19 protein-coding genes are annotated in these 21,541 nt (G+C 43.0%); 7 read left to right on the plus strand and 12 right to left on the minus strand.

The annotated features are described in order from the left end of the window. Positions 1-24 precede the first annotated feature (24 nt). The 3 genes from BVI01S_RS14295 to secA2 form a co-directional block, all read right to left on the minus strand. Positions 25-2,163 carry a 5'-nucleotidase C-terminal domain-containing protein gene (locus BVI01S_RS14295; protein ID WP_061810711.1) on the minus strand — a complete coding sequence of 713 codons (2,139 nt, stop codon included), beginning with the start codon at positions 2,161-2,163 and terminating at the stop codon, positions 25-27. 216 nt (positions 2,164-2,379) lie between these two features. Next, positions 2,380-3,279, minus strand: coding sequence for an accessory Sec system S-layer assembly protein (locus tag BVI01S_RS14300; protein WP_061810712.1), 900 nt, complete (start codon positions 3,277-3,279; stop codon positions 2,380-2,382). A gap of 5 nt (positions 3,280-3,284) precedes the next feature. Next, a complete protein-coding gene (gene secA2 / locus BVI01S_RS14305; RefSeq protein ID WP_061810713.1) occupies positions 3,285-5,648 on the minus strand; it encodes an accessory Sec system translocase SecA2 in 2,364 nt (787 codons plus the stop codon). A 357-nt stretch (positions 5,649-6,005) separates the two neighbouring features. On the opposite strand from secA2, the gene BVI01S_RS14310 reads away from it, so the two are divergent. Further along, positions 6,006-7,055, plus strand: a complete 1,050-nt coding sequence (locus BVI01S_RS14310; RefSeq protein WP_061810714.1) for a glycosyltransferase family 4 protein — start codon at positions 6,006-6,008, stop codon at positions 7,053-7,055. Between the two features lie 99 nt (positions 7,056-7,154). On the opposite strand, the gene BVI01S_RS14315 is transcribed toward BVI01S_RS14310, so the two are convergent. Together BVI01S_RS14315 and BVI01S_RS14320 are read right to left on the minus strand one after the other, a co-directional pair. Next, positions 7,155-8,186 (minus strand): LCP family protein, encoded by a 1,032-nt coding sequence (locus BVI01S_RS14315; RefSeq protein ID WP_061810715.1) that lies wholly within the window; start codon positions 8,184-8,186, stop codon positions 7,155-7,157. A gap of 236 nt (positions 8,187-8,422) precedes the next feature. After that, positions 8,423-9,058 carry a YigZ family protein gene (locus tag BVI01S_RS14320; protein WP_061810716.1) on the minus strand — a complete coding sequence of 212 codons (636 nt, stop codon included), beginning with the start codon at positions 9,056-9,058 and terminating at the stop codon, positions 8,423-8,425. A 508-nt stretch (positions 9,059-9,566) separates the two neighbouring features. On the opposite strand from BVI01S_RS14320, the gene BVI01S_RS14325 reads away from it, so the two are divergent. Beyond that, positions 9,567-10,709: a sensor histidine kinase gene (locus BVI01S_RS14325; RefSeq protein ID WP_061810717.1), complete on the plus strand. Its 1,143-nt coding sequence runs from the start codon at positions 9,567-9,569 to the stop codon at positions 10,707-10,709. 29 nt (positions 10,710-10,738) lie between these two features. Continuing rightward, complete coding sequence (locus BVI01S_RS14330) at positions 10,739-11,416, plus strand: response regulator (protein WP_061810718.1); 678 nt, start codon at positions 10,739-10,741, stop codon at positions 11,414-11,416. A gap of 221 nt (positions 11,417-11,637) precedes the next feature. Here the strand turns inward: BVI01S_RS14330 and treR are convergent, their stop codons facing one another. After that, positions 11,638-12,360 (minus strand): trehalose operon repressor, encoded by a 723-nt coding sequence (treR, locus tag BVI01S_RS14335; protein WP_061810719.1) that lies wholly within the window; start codon positions 12,358-12,360, stop codon positions 11,638-11,640. 119 nt (positions 12,361-12,479) lie between these two features. On the opposite strand from treR, the gene BVI01S_RS14340 reads away from it, so the two are divergent. Further along, positions 12,480-13,088, plus strand: a complete 609-nt coding sequence (locus BVI01S_RS14340; RefSeq protein ID WP_061810720.1) for a Cif family virulence factor — start codon at positions 12,480-12,482, stop codon at positions 13,086-13,088. Between the two features lie 33 nt (positions 13,089-13,121). Here the strand turns inward: BVI01S_RS14340 and BVI01S_RS22210 are convergent, their stop codons facing one another. The 5 genes from BVI01S_RS22210 to treP all read right to left on the minus strand — a co-directional run bounded on the left by BVI01S_RS22210 (position 13,122) and on the right by treP (position 17,593). After that, positions 13,122-13,253 (minus strand): aspartyl-phosphate phosphatase Spo0E family protein, encoded by a 132-nt coding sequence (locus BVI01S_RS22210; protein ID WP_244886944.1) that lies wholly within the window; start codon positions 13,251-13,253, stop codon positions 13,122-13,124. A gap of 102 nt (positions 13,254-13,355) precedes the next feature. After that, positions 13,356-13,829 carry a hypothetical protein gene (locus BVI01S_RS14345; RefSeq protein WP_061810721.1) on the minus strand — a complete coding sequence of 158 codons (474 nt, stop codon included), beginning with the start codon at positions 13,827-13,829 and terminating at the stop codon, positions 13,356-13,358. Then, a complete protein-coding gene (locus BVI01S_RS22580) occupies positions 13,826-14,053 on the minus strand; it encodes a hypothetical protein (RefSeq protein WP_156477338.1) in 228 nt (75 codons plus the stop codon). Before BVI01S_RS22580 ends, BVI01S_RS14345 begins: the two co-directional genes overlap by 4 nt. 104 nt (positions 14,054-14,157) lie before the next feature. Further along, a complete protein-coding gene (treC, locus tag BVI01S_RS14350) occupies positions 14,158-15,843 on the minus strand; it encodes an alpha,alpha-phosphotrehalase (protein WP_061810722.1) in 1,686 nt (561 codons plus the stop codon). Between the two features lie 334 nt (positions 15,844-16,177). Next, the gene (treP, locus tag BVI01S_RS14355; protein WP_061810723.1) at positions 16,178-17,593 is read right to left on the minus strand and encodes a PTS system trehalose-specific EIIBC component; all 1,416 of its coding nucleotides are present in this window, start codon (positions 17,591-17,593) and stop codon (positions 16,178-16,180) included. Between the two features lie 706 nt (positions 17,594-18,299). Between treP and BVI01S_RS14360 the strand changes: the two genes are divergently transcribed. Further along, complete coding sequence (locus BVI01S_RS14360) at positions 18,300-19,208, plus strand: C40 family peptidase (protein WP_061810724.1); 909 nt, start codon at positions 18,300-18,302, stop codon at positions 19,206-19,208. A gap of 95 nt (positions 19,209-19,303) precedes the next feature. Here BVI01S_RS14360 and BVI01S_RS14365 read toward each other — a convergent pair whose 3' ends face one another. Continuing rightward, positions 19,304-20,470: an MFS transporter gene (locus BVI01S_RS14365; protein ID WP_061810725.1), complete on the minus strand. Its 1,167-nt coding sequence runs from the start codon at positions 20,468-20,470 to the stop codon at positions 19,304-19,306. Between the two features lie 188 nt (positions 20,471-20,658). On the opposite strand from BVI01S_RS14365, the gene BVI01S_RS14370 reads away from it, so the two are divergent. Beyond that, entirely contained in the window at positions 20,659-21,183 is a 525-nt protein-coding gene (locus BVI01S_RS14370; protein ID WP_061810726.1) for a DUF6241 domain-containing protein, read from the plus strand. A 75-nt stretch (positions 21,184-21,258) separates the two neighbouring features. Next, the gene (locus BVI01S_RS23175) at positions 21,259-21,384 is read left to right on the plus strand and encodes a hypothetical protein (protein WP_256503928.1); all 126 of its coding nucleotides are present in this window, start codon (positions 21,259-21,261) and stop codon (positions 21,382-21,384) included. The last annotated feature ends 157 nt before the right edge of the window (positions 21,385-21,541 follow it).

Below are 21,541 nucleotides of genomic sequence, written 5' to 3' on the forward strand. Positions count from 1 at the left end.
TCCATCGCTTTTTTTATGTGATGATTATTCGTTTGTTGTGTTCACGTCTACAATACGGTCTTCCACTTTTGGATCTACAGTTGGAAGTGTTTTTAAGTAGTCTCTGAACATTTCAAAGTCAATGAATCCTGGTTCGCTTACTCGGCCGTCTTCATACGCTTTTTTGAATACTTCGTAGCCGTCTCCACCTTTGGCAGTGAATGTATTTGTCGCTACAAAGTAAGATTTTTTCTCATCTAGTGGAGTGTAAGTAGAGCCGTCTTTCACTTCTACTGAAACAATTCTTTCACCAGCCGGTTTGCTGCTGTCATATTGGAATTTCAGTCCGGATACTTGGAGGAATCCGCCGCTTGCTGTAGGAGCTGCGCTTACACTGTGCTCTAATGCTTCGGTGATTTCAGCACCCGTTAAGTTCATGATTCCAAGTGAATTTCCAAATGGCATAACAGTAAGGATTTCACCCATTGTGATGTCACCTGCGTCAATGGATTCGCGGATTCCACCTCCGTTTTGCAGGGCAATAACCGTTTCAGGGTTGATGGATTTTGCTTTTGCAAGCATACCATCCGTGATTAAGTTCCCTAGGTTCGTTTCCTTAGTACGGACATTTTCACGAACTCCGTCTAATACCGCTTTAGCTTCAACACCGATTGATTGTGTTTTAAGGTCTTCAATCTGTTTAGCATAAGGCTTGAGCATTTCAGTTACTTCAGGATCTGCTTCAAAGTCAGCTACATTTAGAAGTTCACCTGCATAACCGGTAATCATTCCATCCTCATCAAAAGCAACGTCCAAAGTGCCTAACGCTTTCCCATATTCACCAGTTTGAACGATGATTGTCGGCTCGACACCAGCTTCATTTAGGAATGGCTCATCCAACTTAGAGTGGCTGTGTCCGCCAACGATGACATCAATTCCTTCAACTTCCTTCGCTAATTCTAAGTCGTTATCATATTGAAGACTGTCATCATATCCAAGATGAGTAACGGCGATGATTTTGTTAATACCTTGCTCTTCAAATGATTCCACCATTGCTGTGGCGCGTTCGATATAGTCCTGGAATTCAACACTGCCCGTGCTTGAAATGTCAGGAGTTTCTTCAGTTGTAAGACCGAAAATACCGATCTTTTCACCGTTCACTTCCTTCACGATGCCGTTATAAATTTCCCCATCAGTAGGGTCGTCTGATAGATCGAAATTCTGTAATCCATCAAACTTGGAGTCTTTAGAGAAATCAACGTTAGCACTCACAAATGGGAATTCAGCACCCTTGATGAACTCTGTAAGAGCTTTATGACCGTCTGCACTTGCACCTAAATCAAATTCATGGTTACCGAACGTCATGGCATCATATCCTAAATAGTTCATGAACTCTAAATCCGCCTGACCAAGGAATTCATTGAAATAAAGAGTACCAGAGAATACGTCCCCGGCATCCAGAAGTAGGGCATCTGGATTTTCTTCTCGTACAGATTGTATAGCTGTAGCGCGTTTCGCAATATCGTCTAAATGGGCGTGTGTATCGTTTGTATGCATTAAGGTTAATGAATAATCAGCTTGATCTTCCATGGCCTGATATGCCTTATGTAAGAAGATAGCAAAATCTCCGCGTTTTGCTAGAGAGTCTACACCAAACAAGGTTTCCGTTAAACCTTGCGTTATATCATTGGCTACCATCATACCGACAGCGTCCTTATATCTGGAGTTAACATCTTTAAATGGTACGTCAGCCATTCCATCCAGTTGGAATGCTCTATCTAACCAAAGGGCGATTTCACCACGGGTAACATGGCTGTGAGAGTCAAAGGTTGTACTATTCTTACCTGTCGTAATTCCGGCTTCTTTCAGTGCATTGACCGCCCCTTTTGCACGTGAAGGTACGTCAAGGAATCCCGAATCAGGAGCAGACTCTGTATCAAGCTCCAATACTTTTGCTATAAGAACGGCGGCATCTACGCGTTTGATAGACATATGAGTTCCGAACTGGTCTTCCGTTAAACCATTAGCCCCTTTGGACACAAGAAAGTTTACAGCATCTATATATCTGCTGGAAACGTCTTTGAATTCCTTTTCGTCAGCTGAAACCATTGGTGCAAAAGCACTTGCTACTAATGTAGCGGTTGTAGCAGACGCTAATAACTTGTTATACGATTGTTTTTTCATGATTCTTTGCTCTCCCCTTTGTAAAGTATTAAGTAATAAATAGACAGATTGACAGAGTAAAGCTGTCGAAATCTATCAATCTATGTCCATTATATCAGAATCTCTCCCTCAATTATTTGAAAAGTTTATTTTTTACAAATAATTATCTTGTATTTTACAATATGTATTTTTACCTAAAAAAAATGAGGCTCGATTTCGAGCCTCCATAAAAGATTATCATGATTGAATAGGTCGAACCGCCCATTTTGAAAGGTCCGGTTCTGTTTTAATAACCATATCCACCGGGAAGATAAATGTCCAGGGCTTCGAAGTGTTTGCTTTCACTTCGAACTGATCCAATATAAAGGAGCCTCTTGCAACTACTTCTTGATTGGCATCGATGACTTCCAATGGAAGCTGTTGTACCTGAACAGATTTAGGATTCCCGTTTCTGAATAGGATGGTTGTAGCTAACTCGCCATTGTCCAAGAATTTTGCTTGGATACCCATAAGATTGAATTCCCTTGGCTTTAATTCAGGTAGACTCTCAACTACTTTCTCAAGTTTATCCTTTTCTTCTTGAGGGAGTGAATCGTCCCACTTTTGATCAAGTTCAAGTCGATGTGGTTGCAATGAACTGACATTGAAAGCAAGTGACCAGCCCTCAGTGGGGATCTCAGTCTTCACTACTGCGTCATTTTCAAAAATAAACATCCAGGGACGGCTGCTTTCACCTGGAATTTCACCTAATTCCGCCAGGTTAAATTCTTTTCTCGCAAGAAGGGTTTGATCGCGATCTAAAAGGAGTAGTTCGACTTTTTCGAGCTTGATCCCTTTAGAAAGGCTATTGCGTAAAAAGGCTGTAACCTGAATCCCGTTTTCATCTTGTCCCAATTCCACTCCAGATAATGAAATTTGGTTAGGTTTTAATGGTTGCAAGTCATTATTCAGGAATCGAAATACATACTCTTTCTCCTTTGGAAGATTCCAATTAGGATGTATGGAAAGGGATGTGGTGATTTCTTCTTCCAGGGGAGCTGTATGTGTACCGTCAACAAGCTCGTTGGATGATATTGAGCTGTCTCCGCCTGTTTTCACTACCTCATCTGCACTTTTCTTTTTGAAAAAGGTAAACATATCCTTCACTCCTTTTCTGATGATTCAACTTGTTTCATATGTTTCAGTAAGGCTATACCTTCAGTGGCAATATTTTTCTCAAGAGAATAGAACATGTCAGTAAATAACTCCAAGCCTTCTCTTGCATAAATACGCATAGGGTCTTCCTGTTGATAAGAGCGCAGTCCGATACCTTCTTTCAGGCGGGTCATACTTTCGAGATGACTGATCCAATGTTTGTCGATGTAGCTCAAAATAATCTGGGAGAACGTGTTATTCAGTTGATTACTTTCTTCAAACGTTTCAATGAACTGACTTGTAAGAGTATAGGAAGGTAAGAGTTGTTTTTCAATCTCTTTACGTTCTTCAATCTCGGTAGGTACACTTACTTTTTCAATGAAAAGTTGATTTACTACCAGACACAGCTGGTCAATTCTCCATTCTTCCGGAAGCTGTTCCGCAGGACAGGTATTTTCAAGGGTATTCGTGTATGTACTTTCAACCATCCCTTTGAAAATCGGAAGGAGGGGCTCTCCATTCAATGCTTTTTCACGGAGAGAATACATGACATTTCTTTGCTCATTAATGACATCGTCGAGCTTCAGATTGTATTCGCGCATTGAATAGTTAGCACCTTCCACTATTCTTTGTGTCCGTTCGACTAATTCATGAATTCCTTTGTTCTCGATAAGGCCGTCAGCATTCACTTTCATCTTTTTAGAGAATTTCTCGAGATCCTCGCTAGCAAACCTGCGGAACATATCATCTTCAATGGAAAGAAAGAACTGGCTGGAACCCGGATCACCTTGTCTGCCGGAACGCCCGCGTAATTGATTATCAATCCGGCGGCTCTCATGTTTTTCCGTCCCAAGCACATGCAGGCCGCCCAAATCAGCAACCCCGTTGCCTAAAATGATGTCCGTTCCCCGGCCGGCCATGTTCGTCGCAATGGTTATTTGACCTCTTTGTCCAGCAAGAGAGATTAAGCGGACCTCCTGTTCAACGCTTTTAGCATTTAAAAGCTCGTAAGATAGATGGGCCTGATCCAAATACTTCGCAACACGCTCAGACTGAAGAATGGATGTCGTTCCTATTAGAACGGGCTGCCCTGTCTTATGACGTTCTTTTACTTCTTTAAGCATTGCTGCGTATTTTTGCTCAGTTGTTTCGTACACACGATCCTGCATATCGACCCTGATCTTTGGTTTATTTGTAGGAATGGTGAAGACATACATATTGTAGACTTCCCTGAATTCTTTTTCTTCTGTTTTAGCAGTACCTGTCATTCCTGAAAGGATAGGATACATACGATAGTAGTTCTGAATGGTGATCTGAGCTTGGGATTTATTTTCCTCCGTAATCTCAAGACCTTCCTTCGCCTCAATTGCCTGGTGAAGGCCATCACTTAAGGTCCGTCCCTCCATTGTGCGACCTGTGAACATATCGACAAGGAGGACTTTCCCTTCGTGGATGATATAATCTACATCACGCTCGAACATGACATGGGCACGGACAGCCTGGATGACGTAATGGTAGAGGGTTTGATGTTCGAGTTCATAAAGGTTATCGACACCAAAGGCTTTTTCTACTTTTTCGATTCCTGTATCGGTTAAGCTGGTTGCTTTTGTTTCTTCGTCAAATTCATAGTCGGTTTCGCTTTTGAATCTCTTGGCGAGTTTGGCGGCTATATAATGTAGCTCTGCACTTGATTGCATCTTTCCTGCGATGATCAGGGGGGTCTTGGCTTCATCGATCAACACGCTATCAATTTCATCTATGATGGCATAATGATAAGGCCTTTGAACCTTATCACGGTTATCACGTGCCATATTATCCCTTAAGAAATCAAAGCCGAATTCTACGCCGACTCCGTATGTAATATCTGCCTGATAGGCTTGTTTTTTTGCATCGGGTTCCATTAGTGGAAGGTTTAATCCGACGGTTAATCCGAGAAATTCATGAATTCTCCCGATTTGTTCGCGGTCACGCTTGGCCAAATACTCATTTACTGTAATGACATGGACCCCTTTACCTTCCAGCGCACGCAAATAAGAGGAGAGGGAAGCGACTAACGTTTTACCTTCTCCAGTGGCCATTTCGGAAATGTTTCCTTCCGAAAGAACCAATCCTCCGATCAATTGAACGTCGTAGTGTCTCATCCCGAGAACACGTTTCGCTGCCTCACGAACCACTGCAAACGCATCAATTGTAATGTCCGCAATGGATTTACCTGATTTGAGGTCTTGTTTAAATGACTCGGTCATGCTTCTTAATTGGTCATCAGAATAATCAGCGAATGTGCTTTCCATTGCATTTATCTTTTCTACTTGTTTATAGTATTTTTTTAATTGGCGTTCAGAAGTTGCTGCTTTTTTTAATATGTTTATCATCAATTTTTCTCTCCTTAACCAGTCCTTAGAAATGTACGCCATCATTAGTTAATCTTATCAAAACTGAGAAAAAAAGACTACTAGCTTGAAAAATTAGCAAAATTATGCAACTTTTACGAAATGTTTGTCGTCTTATAATAGAGGGGTATAAAAAGGATAGGAGTCATACTTTTGTCTCTTTTACAAGAATTGTAGAATTTTAGTATAGGAAACAATGAAACTAAATGTTATAATCATTTTTGGATTTGCTTTACTGAATACTGAAAATGACCAGAACTGAGCGATTGGTTCAATTAGATATAAATAGCAATATGAAATGATCCGTTTTTGGATATGATATCATTAAGGAGGTACTACATGGTTTACTTAACCTTGTTTATATGCTTTATTGCCTCGATTATACTAACACCGCTGGTGAAAATGCTTGCGTTTAAAATCGGAGCTACAGATCGGCCAAACCAACGAAAAGTACATCAAAAAATCATGCCTCGTCTTGGAGGATTAGCGATATTTATAAGCTTTGTCATTGGGGTTATTATCCTACAACCTGAGAATGTTTATTCAACGGCCATTTTAGCTGGTGCTGCCATCATCGTCATGACGGGAATGCTGGATGATATGATCGAGCTTTCTGCGAAGTATAAGCTTCTGGGCCAGATTGTTGCAGCCGTGCTTGTGGTTGTTTGGGGCGGTGCTCAGGTCGAATTCATTAACCTGCCATTCGGGGGTCAGATTGAATTCGGGTTTATGAGTATTCCACTAACCATCATCTGGATTGTGGGGGTAACGAACGCCATTAACCTGATTGACGGACTGGATGGATTGGCTGCGGGAGTTTCTTCCATCGCACTCATCACCATCGCCGGAATGGCCGTTATCATGGGAGATACATTTGTAGCTGTCATGGCTTCCATTCTCCTTGTCAGCACATTAGGATTTTTATTTTATAATTTCCATCCTGCGAAAATTTTCATGGGTGACACAGGGGCATTGTTTTTAGGATATATGATCTCTGTTCTTGCTTTACTTGGATTCAAGAATATTACCGTCGTATCCTTAATCATCCCTGTCATCATTCTTGGTGTTCCAATATCGGATACGTTCTACGCCATCATCAGACGTTTTGTGAATAAGCAGCCTTTATCAGCTCCAGACAAGTCTCATTTGCATCATTGTCTGTTACGGATGGGATATTCACATAAACAAACCGTGTTAATCATATATGCGATTGCAGCACTGTTTGGCCTTGCTGCACTGATCTTTTCCCAGTCCACCGTTTGGGGATCGCTCATATTCATAGCGGTCTTGCTTTTCGCTATTCAAATCTTCGTTGAAAGCATCGGGCTAATCGGGAATGACCACCAACCATTATTGAAATTCATGAAAACGAAACGAAATAACAGTTAAAAAAATCGGGTTCAGTCACTGAACCCGATTTTTTTATTGGTTTATTCTTTGTACATTTTAAAAACATTATACATTTAAGCAAATAAAAAAAGCCTGGATTCACTCCAGGCCATTATCATTATCCCCTTGACTTTGATCCATTGAGAAGTCTTCTTTAAGATCTAGATGATCCTTCAGTGTTTCACTCACTTCATCCAGGTTTTCGTCATCCAACGACCAATAATAAGTACCATCGATATAGTCATCTTCACCTGCAAGGGATAAGGTTTCTAAGTCCAACTTTCCATTTAATCCATAACTCGTTAATGCTTTCATCTCATCAAACGTCATGTTTGTCTCCATATTGCTTCCAATGGCTTCAATAATATCGTCATATTTGGAAACGGAGTTGGCGGATACCGCCTTTTTCATGATGGCTTTAATGATCTCCTGCTGTCTCTTTCCACGTTCAATATCGTTATCCTGCTTCCGGGTCCTTGCAAGAGCTAACGCTTCCTCACCATTTAGCTTTTGTTTTCCAGGCTGCAGGTGAATCGCATCATGGTTGTCTTCAGCGTCTTTTTCAGAAAGCTCATAAGGTACATCTACATTAATGCCATTTAAAGCATCAATTACATCCATAAAGGCATAAAAGTTCATTTTCACATAATAATCAACGGGGATATCCAACGTTTGTTCCACGGTTTCAATCGTTGCTTTAGGTCCTCCAAAGAAATGGGCGTGGTTGATTTTCGTCTTATACCCGACTTCTGGAATATATACGTAAGAATCGCGGGGGATACTTACAAGCTTGACGGTCTTTTCTTTTTCATTCAGTGTTGCCAGCATAAGGGCGTCAGATCGGGTCTTTTCTCCAAAATCCCTACTGTCACTTCCGTCGACTCCAATGAAGAGAACAGAAACATTATCAACTTCAGGATCTACAACGTCCGTACGTTTATCAGATTTCTCCCGGCCATCCAAATCTTTATAGGAATTTGAGAACACAGTCTCTGCCTTTTTATACAAATAAGCACCGTACCCTGCGGCAGAAAAGGCAATGAGTAATATGGGGATGATTAAAAAGAAAAGAACACGTCTCCTGCGTTTTCTCTTTTTGACGATTCTCTGATACTGTCGGTCAACAGGCATAAATAGTAAACTCCTTTATGGGGTGATGTAGTCATTTTTTTATTTTGGGAAACACATGCATTTCATTCCTTTTATTTCCGAATAAAAGGAATAATTAATTATTTTCAAATCCAACAATGTTCGACGAATTACTCCAAAATATATTTTACTATGTATCCGAGCTACCGTAAAATGAAATTTTCATTACAACTTCCTGAGGGACGGACCTTTAGTGTAGAGGTCCGTCCCTCAGCCAATTACGATACATCTGTCTCCAAGTACTCCACATCCCCCGCAGAAATCTCACCCTGCCCATTGGTAAGCTCCGTCATCCAATCAACAAACTGATCCTTAGACGCTTCCTCTACATACACTTCAACTTCCACAGCATCCAAATAATGAATGTCCTTCAATTGATAGTGAGACGACCGCACTTCATTTTCCACCTTGCCTAACCACGTATAATCGATTTTCGTCTTCATCACACGCATGAGACGTCTTTCGACAATACCGGTGGCGTTGAGTCCTTCTGAGGTAGCCCGTCCATACGCGCGGATCAGCCCGCCTGCCCCGAGCTTGATCCCGCCGAAATAACGTGTCACGACGACGACGGTGTCTTTCAAATCCCGCTTCTTCAACACTTCGAGCATGGGAACGCCGGCTGTCCCACTCGGTTCTCCGTCATCGTTCGCTTTCTGGATCATATTCTGTTCACCGATCATATAGGCAGAGCAGTTATGATTGGCAGCGTGGTGCTTCTTTTTGATCGTTGCAATGAATTCCTGGGCTTCTTCCTCGTTTTCCACCCGATTTACATATGTGATGAATCTTGAGCGTTCGATATTGATTTCATTTTCTCCAAAACCCTTGACGGTATTATACTGATGTAGCAAAATCATTTCTCCTTTCATGATTGCCGCAGCGTACGACAAAGTCCGCGCTTTTTATCCTAATTCTACTATATAGAAAAATGGTGAAGAATGCACAATTCTGGACAATTTCCGCGGTAAAAACTGGTTCTACATGAAATAATGGTAATACAATGTAATCAAACTTTAATCTCCGACAATATGTGACATGGTATAATGGACGCTGATAGTAATACTTCAGTTGTTCCAACGCTTCTTTAGGGAAGCCGAATGGTCTAGATAATTGCCATAGTTTCTCTATTATTCCTGGAGCGAATAATCCCTTGGTAGAAGTATTACATAGGAATATGCCTAGATGAATAAAGGAGTTTCATGACTTTCCATTGAATTGATAATAGGTACGTTCTAGTATAAATGAACAGTAGGTCTATGGGCATGTTGCCCTGAGCGAATAAAACCGATTATTACTATGCAAGGATAGTTTTCTTGAAGCTAGGCGGACGACTATTGTGGAACAAAAGAGGGGTGTACCGTGTCACTTAAAAAAATAGACACCAAGATGTTGGATAGCATCCTGAAAAAGATGGTCGATACGGTTGACGAAAGTAAGGATGAGATCTTCCAGATTGGCGAGCAATGTCGAACTGATTATGAAGAATTGATGAGAGAATTATTGGAAGTGAAAGAAATGGTCCTGAAGGTGATTGATGAAGGAGATGACCTCCAACAGAAATCGAAGTTTGCCCGGCTCAGACTTTCTGAAGTCAGCAAGCATTTCCAAACCTATTCAGAAGACCAGGTAAGAGAAGCGTACGAGAAGGCTCATGACCTGCAGATGAAGTTATCCATGAACCGACAGCAGGAAAAGCAGCTTCGGAACCGCAGGGATGAACTGGAAAGACGCTTGCAAGCACTCGGGGACACGATTGAAAAGGCAGAGAATCTCTGCTCACAGATATCCGTCGTTCTCAATTATTTGAACAGTGACTTACGGCAAGTGGGTGAGGCGTTAGAAGACGCGAAGCAGCGCCAGGATTTCGGGCTACGTATCATCGAGGCCCAGGAGGACGAGCGAAAACGCTTATCCCGCGAAATCCATGACGGACCTGCACAAATGATGGCCAATGTAATGATTCGCTCAGATCTGATTGAACGAGTATTCAGGGAAAAGAGTACAGAGCATGCCATCACGGAAATCCGCGATCTTAAACGGATGGTCCGCTCAGCCCTTTATGAGGTCCGCCGCATCATCTATGACCTCAGACCAATGGCGCTTGATGACCTTGGGTTGATACCGACCCTCAAAAAATACTTGAGTACAATCGAAGAGTATAACCAGGAGACCTCCATACAGTTTGTGAATATGGGGCTCGATATCAGACTTCCTTCCAAATTCGAAGTCGCTCTGTTCCGATTAGTACAAGAAAGTGTCCAGAATGCCCTTAAGCACGCAGAAGCCACGCATATCCAAGTTAAAGTAGAAGTAAAGAAAGACCAAATAACAGTTGTCATCAAAGACAACGGCAAAGGATTCGATAAAGATAAACAAAAAACAGGATCCTTTGGAATCATGGGGATGAAAGAACGTGTCGACCTTCTCGAAGGGGACATCACGATTGACTCAAAAGTAGGGGCAGGGACAGTCATTCTGATCCAGGTTCCGCTTAATACGTAAATTTTCGAAGGTTTAGGGAGGCGAAAGACATGGCAACAAATATTGTTATCATTGACGATCATCAGCTTTTTAGGGAAGGGGTTAAACGAATCCTCGAATTCGAACCTTCTTTCAATGTAGTAGCAGAAGGTGATGACGGTTCAGAAGCAATGAACCTCGTAGAAACACATGAACCCGACGTAGTCCTCATGGATATCAACATGCCTGAGACGAACGGCGTGGAAGCGACTCGTGAACTAATGGACAAGTATCCTGATACGAAAGTCATCATCCTGTCCATCCACGATGACGAGAACTATGTAAACCATGCGCTGAAAACGGGTGCACTTGGTTATCTGTTAAAAGAAATGGACTCAGACGCACTGGTTGACGCTGTGAAAATCGTCGCTGAAGGCGGTTCATACGTACATCCAAAAGTGACGCATAATCTGGTTGCAGAATACAAGCGCCTGGCAAACGCCCAGAACTCAGGCGGGTTCCAGCAATCCGAAGTTCGCCGCCCGCTTCACCTGTTAACACGCCGCGAATGTGAAGTCCTGCAAATGCTTGCAGACGGTAAAAGCAACCGTGGCATCGGTGAAGGCTTATACATCAGTGAAAAGACTGTTAAAAATCATGTAAGTAATATACTGCAAAAAATGAACGTGAACGACCGTACCCAGGCAGTAGTGACTGCGATCAAGAACGGTTGGGTGGAAGTACGATAAGTACCGGTTGTTAGATAGAGTATTGTTAATTTGTTGTTAAGAGAGCGACCCTTCATGGTGGAGGGTCGTTTTTGATATGTTTGAATGGGTATGGGGGGTGTTGGTGGTTCATCTGGTGAAGAAAGGGTTAAATTCACCTGCTGAATATAGGCTGGAATTCAGCAGGTGAAATCAACAGACAGTCAAAAAAATCCACTCCCCAAACAGGAAGTGGGCCCAACTCAATGCTTTCTCCGTGCAAAATCCACAAACCGGAACATGTCCAGCCGGTGCCGCGATTCTGTGTACTCAAATAACGTCGCATCTTTTAGATGGACATAGTTCTTCACAACCACTACATGGTCATATTCATTCAGATCAAGGTACTTCCGGTCCTCACCTGTACACTCTTCCACCACAATTTCTTTTTTGGCAAAATCGATGGGTAGCTGGAGCTCTCCTTCGAGATATTCATAGATGGAGTTCTCGCATATTTCCTTTGTCAGTAAAGGGACTTGTTCTTTCAGGAAATAGGACTTGTCCAAAATGATCCTCTCGCCTCCGATTCTGCGGGAGCGGACGACTTTCCAGATTTCAGCGTCGCGACACGTCTCGAGTTGAGTAGCGACCTCATCATCGGCGGAGATTAATCCAAATTCGTGGACGAACGTTTCAATCTGATCACGCCCCATGGAGGTCTGAAGCTCTTTGAAGCTTACAAGGCCTGAGATGGGAAAGCTCATACGTGACACGTCGAGTACGAGGGAGCCTTTTCCACGCAGCTTTTGTATGAGCCCTTTTTGAGCCAGTAATGTAAGCGCTTTACGAATAGTCTCACGTGAAGTGGCATAGATCACCGTGAGCTCGTTTTCAGATGGCAGGATTGAGTTCGCTGTGTACGTGCCGTTCTGTATTTTTTCAGAGAGATCCTCGAAGATTTGTTGGTATTTATTGCTTTTCGTCATAATATCACCTGCTATTATTTTACCATAATTAATAGGAAGAAATGAGATTGAACTTGAGTGTTGTGAATATTTTCAATAGAATGGAGATAGTGCAAATTTTAGAAAAAGGGTGAAGAGCATTGTCGAAACAGCATTGGAAGAAAATCATGTTGGGAATTGGCATGAGCACGCTATTGTTGGGTGCTTGTGGGGCAGACGAAGAGAAGAAGGAAGACAAAGAGACGGCAAAGAAGACGGAAGAGGTCAGCCCGAAAGATGATCCTGCGACTGATGAAGCGGCATCCCTGACCCAAATGACGCAGATCGTGGAGGACGCAAGTGAGCTGAAGGAAGCGGAAGGGATACCGGCAGAGGAAAAATCGGCGATCGACGTTGCCTTTAATCAATATATCAATGCCTTTAACGAAGAAGATTTCGATTCATACATGAGTGTCATCTCGAAGACACCGGTGAACTTCAAGTACGAAGATGAAGAGCGCTATGTGAAGCAGATCTTTGATAGTGTCGATTCGAAGCGTACCGTGGAGAATGTAAAGATCATCAATTATGCCGGCAAGAAAGCGGATGTCTATGCAGAAATCAAAGCAACGACGAAGGACCCGAACAGTGATAAGGAAGTGACCCGTTCCGGGAAGCAGGTAACCGTCTTCCATAAGAAAGACGATGGATGGAAGGTTGCGGCGATTTTCTTCTTGGCCAGTGAGGGAGAAGAGGAAGCGACGGAATAAGATAAAAGGCTGCGTTGGTGCGCAGCCTTTTATTTATTTCAACCGTTGATAACGGTTGAATAGTTCATCAAGTTCCTGACTGAGTTTTACGGTTTCAGGATGTGAGAAACCATGGTAAAGCGCAAAATATTTAAGTTCGACACGCTTTGTTTCTATTTCTTGCAAGAGAGTTTGAACTTTGGTTGTTGCGTTCGTTGCAGGAACTCCTTTTAGCTTTATTATCCCATAATAGAGAATAAATGTTAACTTTGAAATTCAACTAGTTTACTAATTTGTGTGTTTCTTGAAAAACTTTGTACGCACCACTAAGAATATGGTGGCAAAGCTATAGTTGAGGATACTTGAAGCAACTAATGCCATAAACGGCTGGTCGGGTAAGTCTTCTTGTGTGAAAAAGTTCAAAACTATGATGAATAGAGAGAACGTCCCGCTGAGCATCGTAAGGATGGCAAAAAGCATCAGCACAGTACGGAAAATCTGTTTCATCGGTCGTTTTTCCTGAATAAACGACTCAATTTTACTGCTGACCTTATTTCGTAAAAAATGTCGAATGATAAGAGGCACTGCACAAACCCCATACACCACCCCGGCAAAAAGGAGAATTGCAGGTAGCTGTGAACGGAGGTCCTCCTTCGGTATCCCCCAAAATAGTAAAACGAGCAATGAGATTGTTCCCATCAAACCGATGAAAATAGAAAAAAATAATAATGAGAATCGAATGGTTTTTACAGATATATTCACTGGATTTCTCCTTTAAAGAATTTCTCTCTTACAATTAATGAGATTGCACAAGTTCCGTATATGTAGATCCCCAGCATGGAAAGAGGGAGGGCGACGCTTGGGATTTCGTCTTTAGGGATAACCCATAATAAAAGTACACCCAGCATAATCGTCCCACCTGTACCCATTAATATGGGGTACAATAATAACGCGGTTTTTACCGCTTTTTTCTTTTGATTGTTCATAAGCATCCTTTCAATAGAGATTTGTAGTACACAATACCCATAATTTTACTAATGTAACCATAAAAAATAACGTTCAGGGCCAAAACCCCAAACGTTATTTTACCTTATTTCGTCAATCGAAACACAGCAGATTCATAAGGACGAAGGGAGATTTGAGAATACACATTTTTCACATCCTCATAATTCGAAATCAGAACCTCACTCGACCATCCGCCCACAGCCACCTCATCCGGAAGCGTGAACTCTGTCTCACGACCGTAGAAGTTATTCACCACAAGCAGTTTTTCGCCGTCTCCATTCCGCACATAGGCAAAAATGTCCGGGTGATCTTCCAGGATCAGCTGGTAATCACCGTCGACGATTATGTCATATTCCTTACGAAGACGGTTCAGCTTCTGGTAGTGGTAGAACACTGAGTTTTCGTCATCCAGCGCCTGTTCTGCATTGATTTCCTGATAGTTTTTCGCTACAGGAATCCAAGGGGTACCGCTTGTAAACCCGGCATTCTCGTCACTGTTCCACTGTACCGGTGTCCGTGAGTTGTCGCGGGACTTGTGGCGCAGGATCTCGAGGATCTCTTCTTCCGATTTTCCTTGTTCCTTCAATATATTGTACGTATTGAGGGACTCCACATCACGGTACTCATCGATGCTCGTGAACTTCGGATTCGTCATCCCGAACTCTTCCCCCTGATAAATATAAGGGGTACCCTGCATCATATGGATCGTCGTCGCGAGCATCTTCGCCGATTCGGTCCGGTACTCACCGTCGTCACCGTAGCGGGACACGATCCGCGGCTGATCATGGTTGCACCAGAAGAGGGCGTTCCAGCCGCCGCCTTTGTTCATTTCACGCTGCCAGGTAGACAGGATGTCCTTCAATTTCAGAAAGTCGAAGTCCGCGACCGACCATTTCTCCCCGTTCGGGTAATCCACCTTCAAGTGATGGAAATTGAACGTCATGCTGAGCTCATTGCGCTCCGGGTTCGAATACTTGATACAGTTGTCGATCGTCGTCGACGACATTTCCCCGACGGTCATGATGTCGTATTGAGAGAAGACTTCCTTGTTCATTTCCTGCATATATTCATGGACCTTTGGCCCGTCCGTGTAAAACTTGCGTCCGTCCCCGGGAGCGACCGAGCCGTCATCGTCAGGGAAAGCCTGATCTTTGGAAATGAGGTTGATCACGTCCAGGCGGAAGCCATCGACACCTTTCTTCAGCCAGAAGTGCATCATGTCATAAAGCTTCTCGCGGACCTTATCGTTCTCCCAATTCAAATCTGCCTGGGTGACGTCAAAGAGGTGAAGGTAATACTGACCCGTTTCCTCGTCATACTGCCACGCATTGCCCCCGAACTTCGACTGCCAGTTGGTTGGCTCGGAGCCATCCTCCTTGCCGTCCTTCCAAATATAGAAGTCACGGTACTCATTGTCCTTCGACTTCCTAGACTCGATGAACCATTGATTCTCCGTCGACGTATGATTGATCACGATGTCCATAATGATCTTGATGCCGCGGGAGTGTGCTTCCTCCAGAAGCTCATCGAAATCTTCCATCGTTCCGTATTCTTCATGAATATTGAAATAGTCGCTAATATCATAGCCGTTATCATTCTGAGGAGACTTATAAATCGGCGTGATCCACACCACATCAATCCCAAGCTCCTTCAAATAATCCAGCTTCGCCGTAATCCCCTTAATGTCCCCAACGCCATTCCCCGACGTATCATAAAAACTCTTCGGATAAATCTGATACACAACCGACCTCTTCCACCAAGCCTGCTTCATACCACATGCACCATTCTTCTTATATTTTTGAGGGACGGACCTCAACTTTTTAGCTCATCCGCCTCATTTATTTCATATCATCGTTGAATTAATGCGATTTGTTCTTGAAAGGTCTGCCTGTTTAGAGGGACGGACCTTCCATTCTTCGTCACAAACCCTTATCTAATTGGAAAAGACGCTCCAAACCAAGCAGATTTGAAGGTCCGTCCCTCCAATTGAAAAGGGAGACAAACATCCCCATCACTATCCTTTACAGATAAGTGCTAAGAATTCATTTGTCCCCCTTAGTTTAACTTGTATATACAAGTTGTTGCAACTGTTTTCTCTCTATTGTTTAGGCTGCTTCATTTTTGCTGAATTTGGACCAGACGATTGTCAGTACGAACGGTACGACAATACAGATGGCCATTCCGATGAAGAACGGAAGCCAGTATTCAGGAATGATCGATAGGAATCCTGGCAATCCACCTACACCGATGGAGAATGCTTTCGTTCCTGTCATCGCAAGCAACACACCACCGATAGCAGAGCCGATCAAGGCACTGATGAATGGGTAGCGGTAGCGCAGGTTGACCCCGAACATCGCCGGTTCTGTAATTCCAAGATAAGCCGAGATGGCTGACGTACCAGCCAGGCCGCGAAGCTTTTCGTTTTCTTTCTTCGCTACCACCATCATGGCAAGCGCTGCTGAACCTTGTGCAATATTTGATAGTGCAAGGATCGGCCATAGGAATGTTCCACCCTCACTACCCACGAGCTGTAAGTCTACTGCAAGGAACGTATGGTGCATCCCTGTGATAACCATGACGGCGTATAAACCACCATACAGGAGACCACCTAACCATGATACGTGATCGAACACCCACACGACGCTGTCCGTCAACATGTTACCAATGAAGAAGGTCACAGGTCCGATCAGGATGAAAGCGGCAAATCCGGTAATCAGAAGGGCTACAGGAGCCACGACCAATAGCTTGATGGAATCATGAACTCTCTTATCCAGGAACATTTCAATCTTCGCTAATAGATAGGAAGCGAATAGGATCGGAAGAACTTGTCCCTGATACCCGATCTTGTCGACCTCAAATCCAAATAGGTTCCATGTAGGAATCTTTTCTGCACTTGCATAGGACCAAGCGTTCAGTAAGTCCGGATGAACAAGCATAAGACCTAATACGATACCGAGTAATGGACTTCCGCCGAATCGCTTGACCGCTGACCAACCAATCAACCCTGGCAGGAACACAAAGGCCGTGTTGGCAATCAAGTTAATGATCGAGGCAAAATCAGCCCACTGCTTATGAACATCGATGACCGATTTCTCATCATAGAAAATCCCCGGTCCGGTCAGAATATTATTCAGACCCATCAACAAACCGGCCGTTACGATCGCCGGCAGGATCGGAATGAAGATATCCGCCAGTACCTTGATCGCGCGCTGCAGGGGATTCAGATTCTGAGTCGCCGCATCTTTTACATCCTGTTTCGATGCCTGCTCGATTCCTGTTTCCTCCGCCAGGATTTGATACGCTTTATTCACAAGACCTTGTCCAATGACAACCTGGAACTGACCGTTGGATGAGAAGGAACCCTTCACCAGATCAATTGCCTCTAATCTTTCTTTATCCACTTTCTTCTCATCATTCAGCACAAGCCGTAGACGAGTCACACAGTGCGTGGCCGTGCGGATATTATCCTTGCCGCCAATCGCTTCAATGATTTCGAGAACGTCTTCACGTTTCACGCTCATGAAATTCCCTCCCTTGGAATGGTGAAAGCTGCCGGGCGCCTAACTTGTACCCGCTTTCATTTCTATTAATGGAATTCCCCTAAATAGTATGTGAAAAACGCTTTACATCATGCTTTTATCAAAACGCTTTCATTTTGGGGGAGTGTTGTATATACAAGATATACTCTTATTGTATTCATGTATATACAAGTTGTCAACGAAAAAGTGTAGCCGTTTTCATTTTGGACGGCCGGAGTACATGAAAGGGTTGGTGTGTGTGGCAGGGAGGTATGACTTTTTACATGAATTTGTCTTACTATAAACTCAAAGCACACATTGAACCATTACAAATGAATCAAAACCTGATGGTCAATGCTTGGAATCCAACTTATAACATGGAGAATGACATTTTCTCATAAACGGGATAGCGGAAGCGGAATTTCAGAAGGTGTAGAAGTGTGTTTTCCCACGGTTTTGTAGGGAAGAGCGGTAGTACAGTGAATCTGAGTTTTATGCTGGAATACACTTAGGACCAACTTTATATATAGAAAGCTCTCGACTATTAGAAGAGTTGGAAATAGCACCATAAAGTACCAAGTGTGATTATACTGGGGTTTCTTCCTTAATTTTCTTCAGATAAGAATTTCAGCCTATTAAAATATCAATCTCCTTCAGCCATAATGAACAAGCAACAAAATTCGACAATATGAATGAAGGAGACATTTTTTTGAAAAAAACAATCATCGCCTTTACTACTGCTGCTCTAATCTCGACAATGGCTGCCAATTCAACGGAAGCGGCTTCTTACCGCGTACAATCAGGTGATTCCCTTTCCGTGATTGCATATAAATATGATACTTCCGTTTCAAACCTTAAAAACTGGAATAACCTGAGCTCTGATATGATCTATGTGAATCAAGTACTTGAAGTGTCAGCGCCATCTACCGGGAAAACGTACACCGTCCAATCTGGTGACTATCTTTCAAAAATTGGTGCTAAGTTTGATGTTTATGTTTCTGAATTGAAATCATGGAACAACCTGACGAGTGATGTGATTTATCCGGGGCAGACGTTGATCGTTTCGGGAAGTGGAATTAGTACGCCTCCTGCGGGATCAAGTACATACACCGTTCAATCAGGGGATACCCTATCTCACATTAGCGTGCGCTATGATGTCAGTGTGTCAGACATCATGTCCTGGAACAACCTAAGCTCAAGCACCATTTACGTCGGTCAAAAGCTTTCAATTAACGGTACATCAGGTGGAGTAACTCAAACTTCATCATTAAACGTCGTCGACATCGCCAAGAAATACGTAGGAACTCCGTACGCATGGGGAGGCACATCACCATCCGGCTTCGACTGCAGCGGCTTCATCTACTACGTCTTCAACCAAGCAGGACAATCGATTGCACGTACGAACACAGAAGGCTACTACAGCAAATCAACCTTCGTATCCAGCCCGAAACCAGGCGACCTCGTATTTTTCGAGAACACCTACAAAGCCGGTATCAGCCACATGGGGATCTACGTTGGGAACGGGGAATTCATCCACGCATCTGACAGTGGGGTAGTGGTTTCGAAGTTGAGCAATACGTATTGGAATCCTAAGTTTGTTGGGTATAAAAGATTTTAAGTTTGATTGGAACGTCCTGCCTGTTGAGGGTGGGGCGTTTTTTAGTTCACATCAAAAAAAACCGCCCGGAATCAAACATCCCGAACGGCCCTTCCTTATTTATAACTAAACACACCTTCAACTCCACGATCATACTTCCAATACATCCAACCACCAAGCACCACGCATGGAGCCACAACAACGGCCATTCCCATAAATGCCGCACCAGGTGAGATATCATACAAGAAGCCACCGATAAACGTCAGCACCGCCGTACTCAATCCCATTCCAAGGGAAGTGTACACACCTTGGGCAGCCGGGATATCCTTGCTCTCCAATTCTTCATAAATCAACCGCATAAATGCATAATGGGTCAATCCGAAGGTTAGGGAGTGAAAAAGTTGGGTAAAGATGAAGACAGGGGTGCTGGGGAAGAGGAACAACAAAGTCCAACGCGTCACAGCAGCCCCTGCTGCTATTATGAACATGACGGAAATGCTCTTTCCTTTTAACAGTCGGTCGGAAAACGCAAAGAACAGGATTTCCGACAATACGGCAACATTTAAGATTACGCCGATATAAACGGCACTCACATCTAATTCCTTCAAATAAAGAACGCCATAATTATAATAAGAAGCATGTGCTCCCTGAATCAAGACAACGATCACCATCGCCCAGACAAACTTACGGGATTTCAGAAGACTCCTGTAAGAAAGCTTCTCCTGACCACGTGTTCCGCTCATGGACTGTGGTAATTTCGCGAGGGAAGAAAGCAAGATCACGACGATTCCGCCAAACAGAAGATAAATCACGGCCCCCTCTGTAAAAATCGACGTCAGAAATCCAACCGCAAGCAGTGCGGTCGTATACCCGATCGATCCCCAGGAACGGCTCCGCCCATAATCAATTCCATCTTCCTTCATCATCACAGCCGCCATGCTCTCTACCATAGGAAGCAGCATTGGATACACAAGGCTGAATAACACCATACACCCGATTACCATCCCGAATGAATCCATCGGCAGGAACAACAGCAATGCTGCCCCTGAAATCAATACAATCCATCTTGATAACCGTCCCAAAGAAACCGTCTGGCTCAACTTCGGAAATACGAAAAAGCTCGAAAACGAACGGGAAATCATCCCGACGGCAATCACTGTACTTGCAGCCGAAATAGAGAAATCCTTACTTTCCACTAACCACGCTGTCCAGTAAGGTATGAAAATCCCCCAAGTAAAAAATATCGCAAAGAACTGAAGTGACAACCACGACTGATTCTTCAAATCTATCAGATCTCCCTTTATGTAGAGTTGGAAATGAATTTACAAACATTGAGTATTATATAGCAGTCATGCATGATATACAACCACAGTAAAGACTGTGTCTTTCGAAATATATCTATCTAAGCAGGACAATTCTCATACCAACTAGAAGAAGTAACAACATAATAGAATGGAACAGGGGGCTTTCCGTGAAAAAGAAACATGTCGGAATCATATTATTAAGTGTATTACTTGTAACGGGTCTCGGAGTATATATTGCACTCGGAACGTTAGAAACCAATCCTTTTACAAAAGGAGAAGGGAGCAATGTTTCGACTGAAGGTGTAGAAACAAGTTCAACCGGAAATGTAAGCAGGGAGGAAAATCCATTCGGTGAGAAAGTTAAAACGCCATTGAGTGAAAAGCTCATCCTGCAGTATATCCATGCGATGAGTCACCAGAAAGTGAAAGCAGAAGAAAAGTGGTCCTTTTTCGAGATTTCGGATGAACGAATCGACTACTTATTAGCCCAATTAGAGGTGAACAAATACAATCATGAATCGACCTACAACGAAATTCTATCCAGATGGAAAGATGGGAACTTTTCAGAAGCTGTCAGTGACCACAATACCATCTGGAGGATCCAGGACGGAAATGTCGGAATTGCAACAGACTTACTCTCATCCAAAGAAGAAAAGGCCTATCTGGAAAGCAGAAAAAAAGAATCCAGATAATTTTAAGAAATTTGGTTTTAAACACATAAAATGGGGAAAAGTCTACTACATTTTACAAAAAGGAGGGTGAGCACCATGTCCATGATTTATTCAAAAGCGCGTGAGTTGTTTGAAAGAGATGCCAAGGAAAATAATGAACTGGAAGCTGCAAGAGTAAGAAAGTATCGGAGATTGAAGCCTGTCCCAAGCGCCAAAAAATAAATAATATGAAATTCAAATAATATATTTAAACCAGACTATGGGACAAAGTAGGCTGGTTTTTTTGTGTTGAGAAAACATTTCCTTTTGTCTGGGTTTAAGTTAGAATAACGGAATATGCTATAACATCTATTCATCTACTAAAATATACATTTCGAAA

Origin of the sequence: Rossellomorea vietnamensis NBRC 101237 (assembly GCF_001591825.1) — a bacterium.
Taxonomy (GTDB): Bacteria; Bacillota; Bacilli; order Bacillales; family Bacillaceae_B; genus Rossellomorea; species Rossellomorea vietnamensis.

Excerpts from the sequence above, each read along its gene's own strand:
- treR (WP_061810719.1), bottom strand. The coding sequence starts at position 12,360 with ATGACGAAAAGCAATAAATACCAACAAATCTTCGAGGATCTCTCTGAA.
- secA2 (WP_061810713.1), bottom strand. The coding sequence starts at position 5,648 with ATGATAAACATATTAAAAAAAGCAGCAACTTCTGAACGCCAATTAAAA.
- BVI01S_RS14330 (WP_061810718.1), top strand. The coding sequence starts at position 10,739 with ATGGCAACAAATATTGTTATCATTGACGATCATCAGCTTTTTAGGGAA.
- BVI01S_RS23175 (WP_256503928.1), top strand. The coding sequence starts at position 21,259 with ATGTCCATGATTTATTCAAAAGCGCGTGAGTTGTTTGAAAGAGATGCC.
- BVI01S_RS14310 (WP_061810714.1), top strand. The coding sequence starts at position 6,006 with ATGGTTTACTTAACCTTGTTTATATGCTTTATTGCCTCGATTATACTA.
- BVI01S_RS14300 (WP_061810712.1), bottom strand. The coding sequence starts at position 3,279 with ATGTTTACCTTTTTCAAAAAGAAAAGTGCAGATGAGGTAGTGAAAACA.
- BVI01S_RS22580 (WP_156477338.1), bottom strand. The coding sequence starts at position 14,053 with ATGAACAATCAAAAGAAAAAAGCGGTAAAAACCGCGTTATTATTGTAC.
- treC (WP_061810722.1), bottom strand. The coding sequence starts at position 15,843 with ATGAAGCAGGCTTGGTGGAAGAGGTCGGTTGTGTATCAGATTTATCCG.
- BVI01S_RS14295 (WP_061810711.1), bottom strand. The coding sequence starts at position 2,163 with ATGAAAAAACAATCGTATAACAAGTTATTAGCGTCTGCTACAACCGCT.
- BVI01S_RS14315 (WP_061810715.1), bottom strand. The coding sequence starts at position 8,186 with ATGCCTGTTGACCGACAGTATCAGAGAATCGTCAAAAAGAGAAAACGC.
- treP (WP_061810723.1), bottom strand. The coding sequence starts at position 17,593 with ATGAGCGTGAAACGTGAAGACGTTCTCGAAATCATTGAAGCGATTGGC.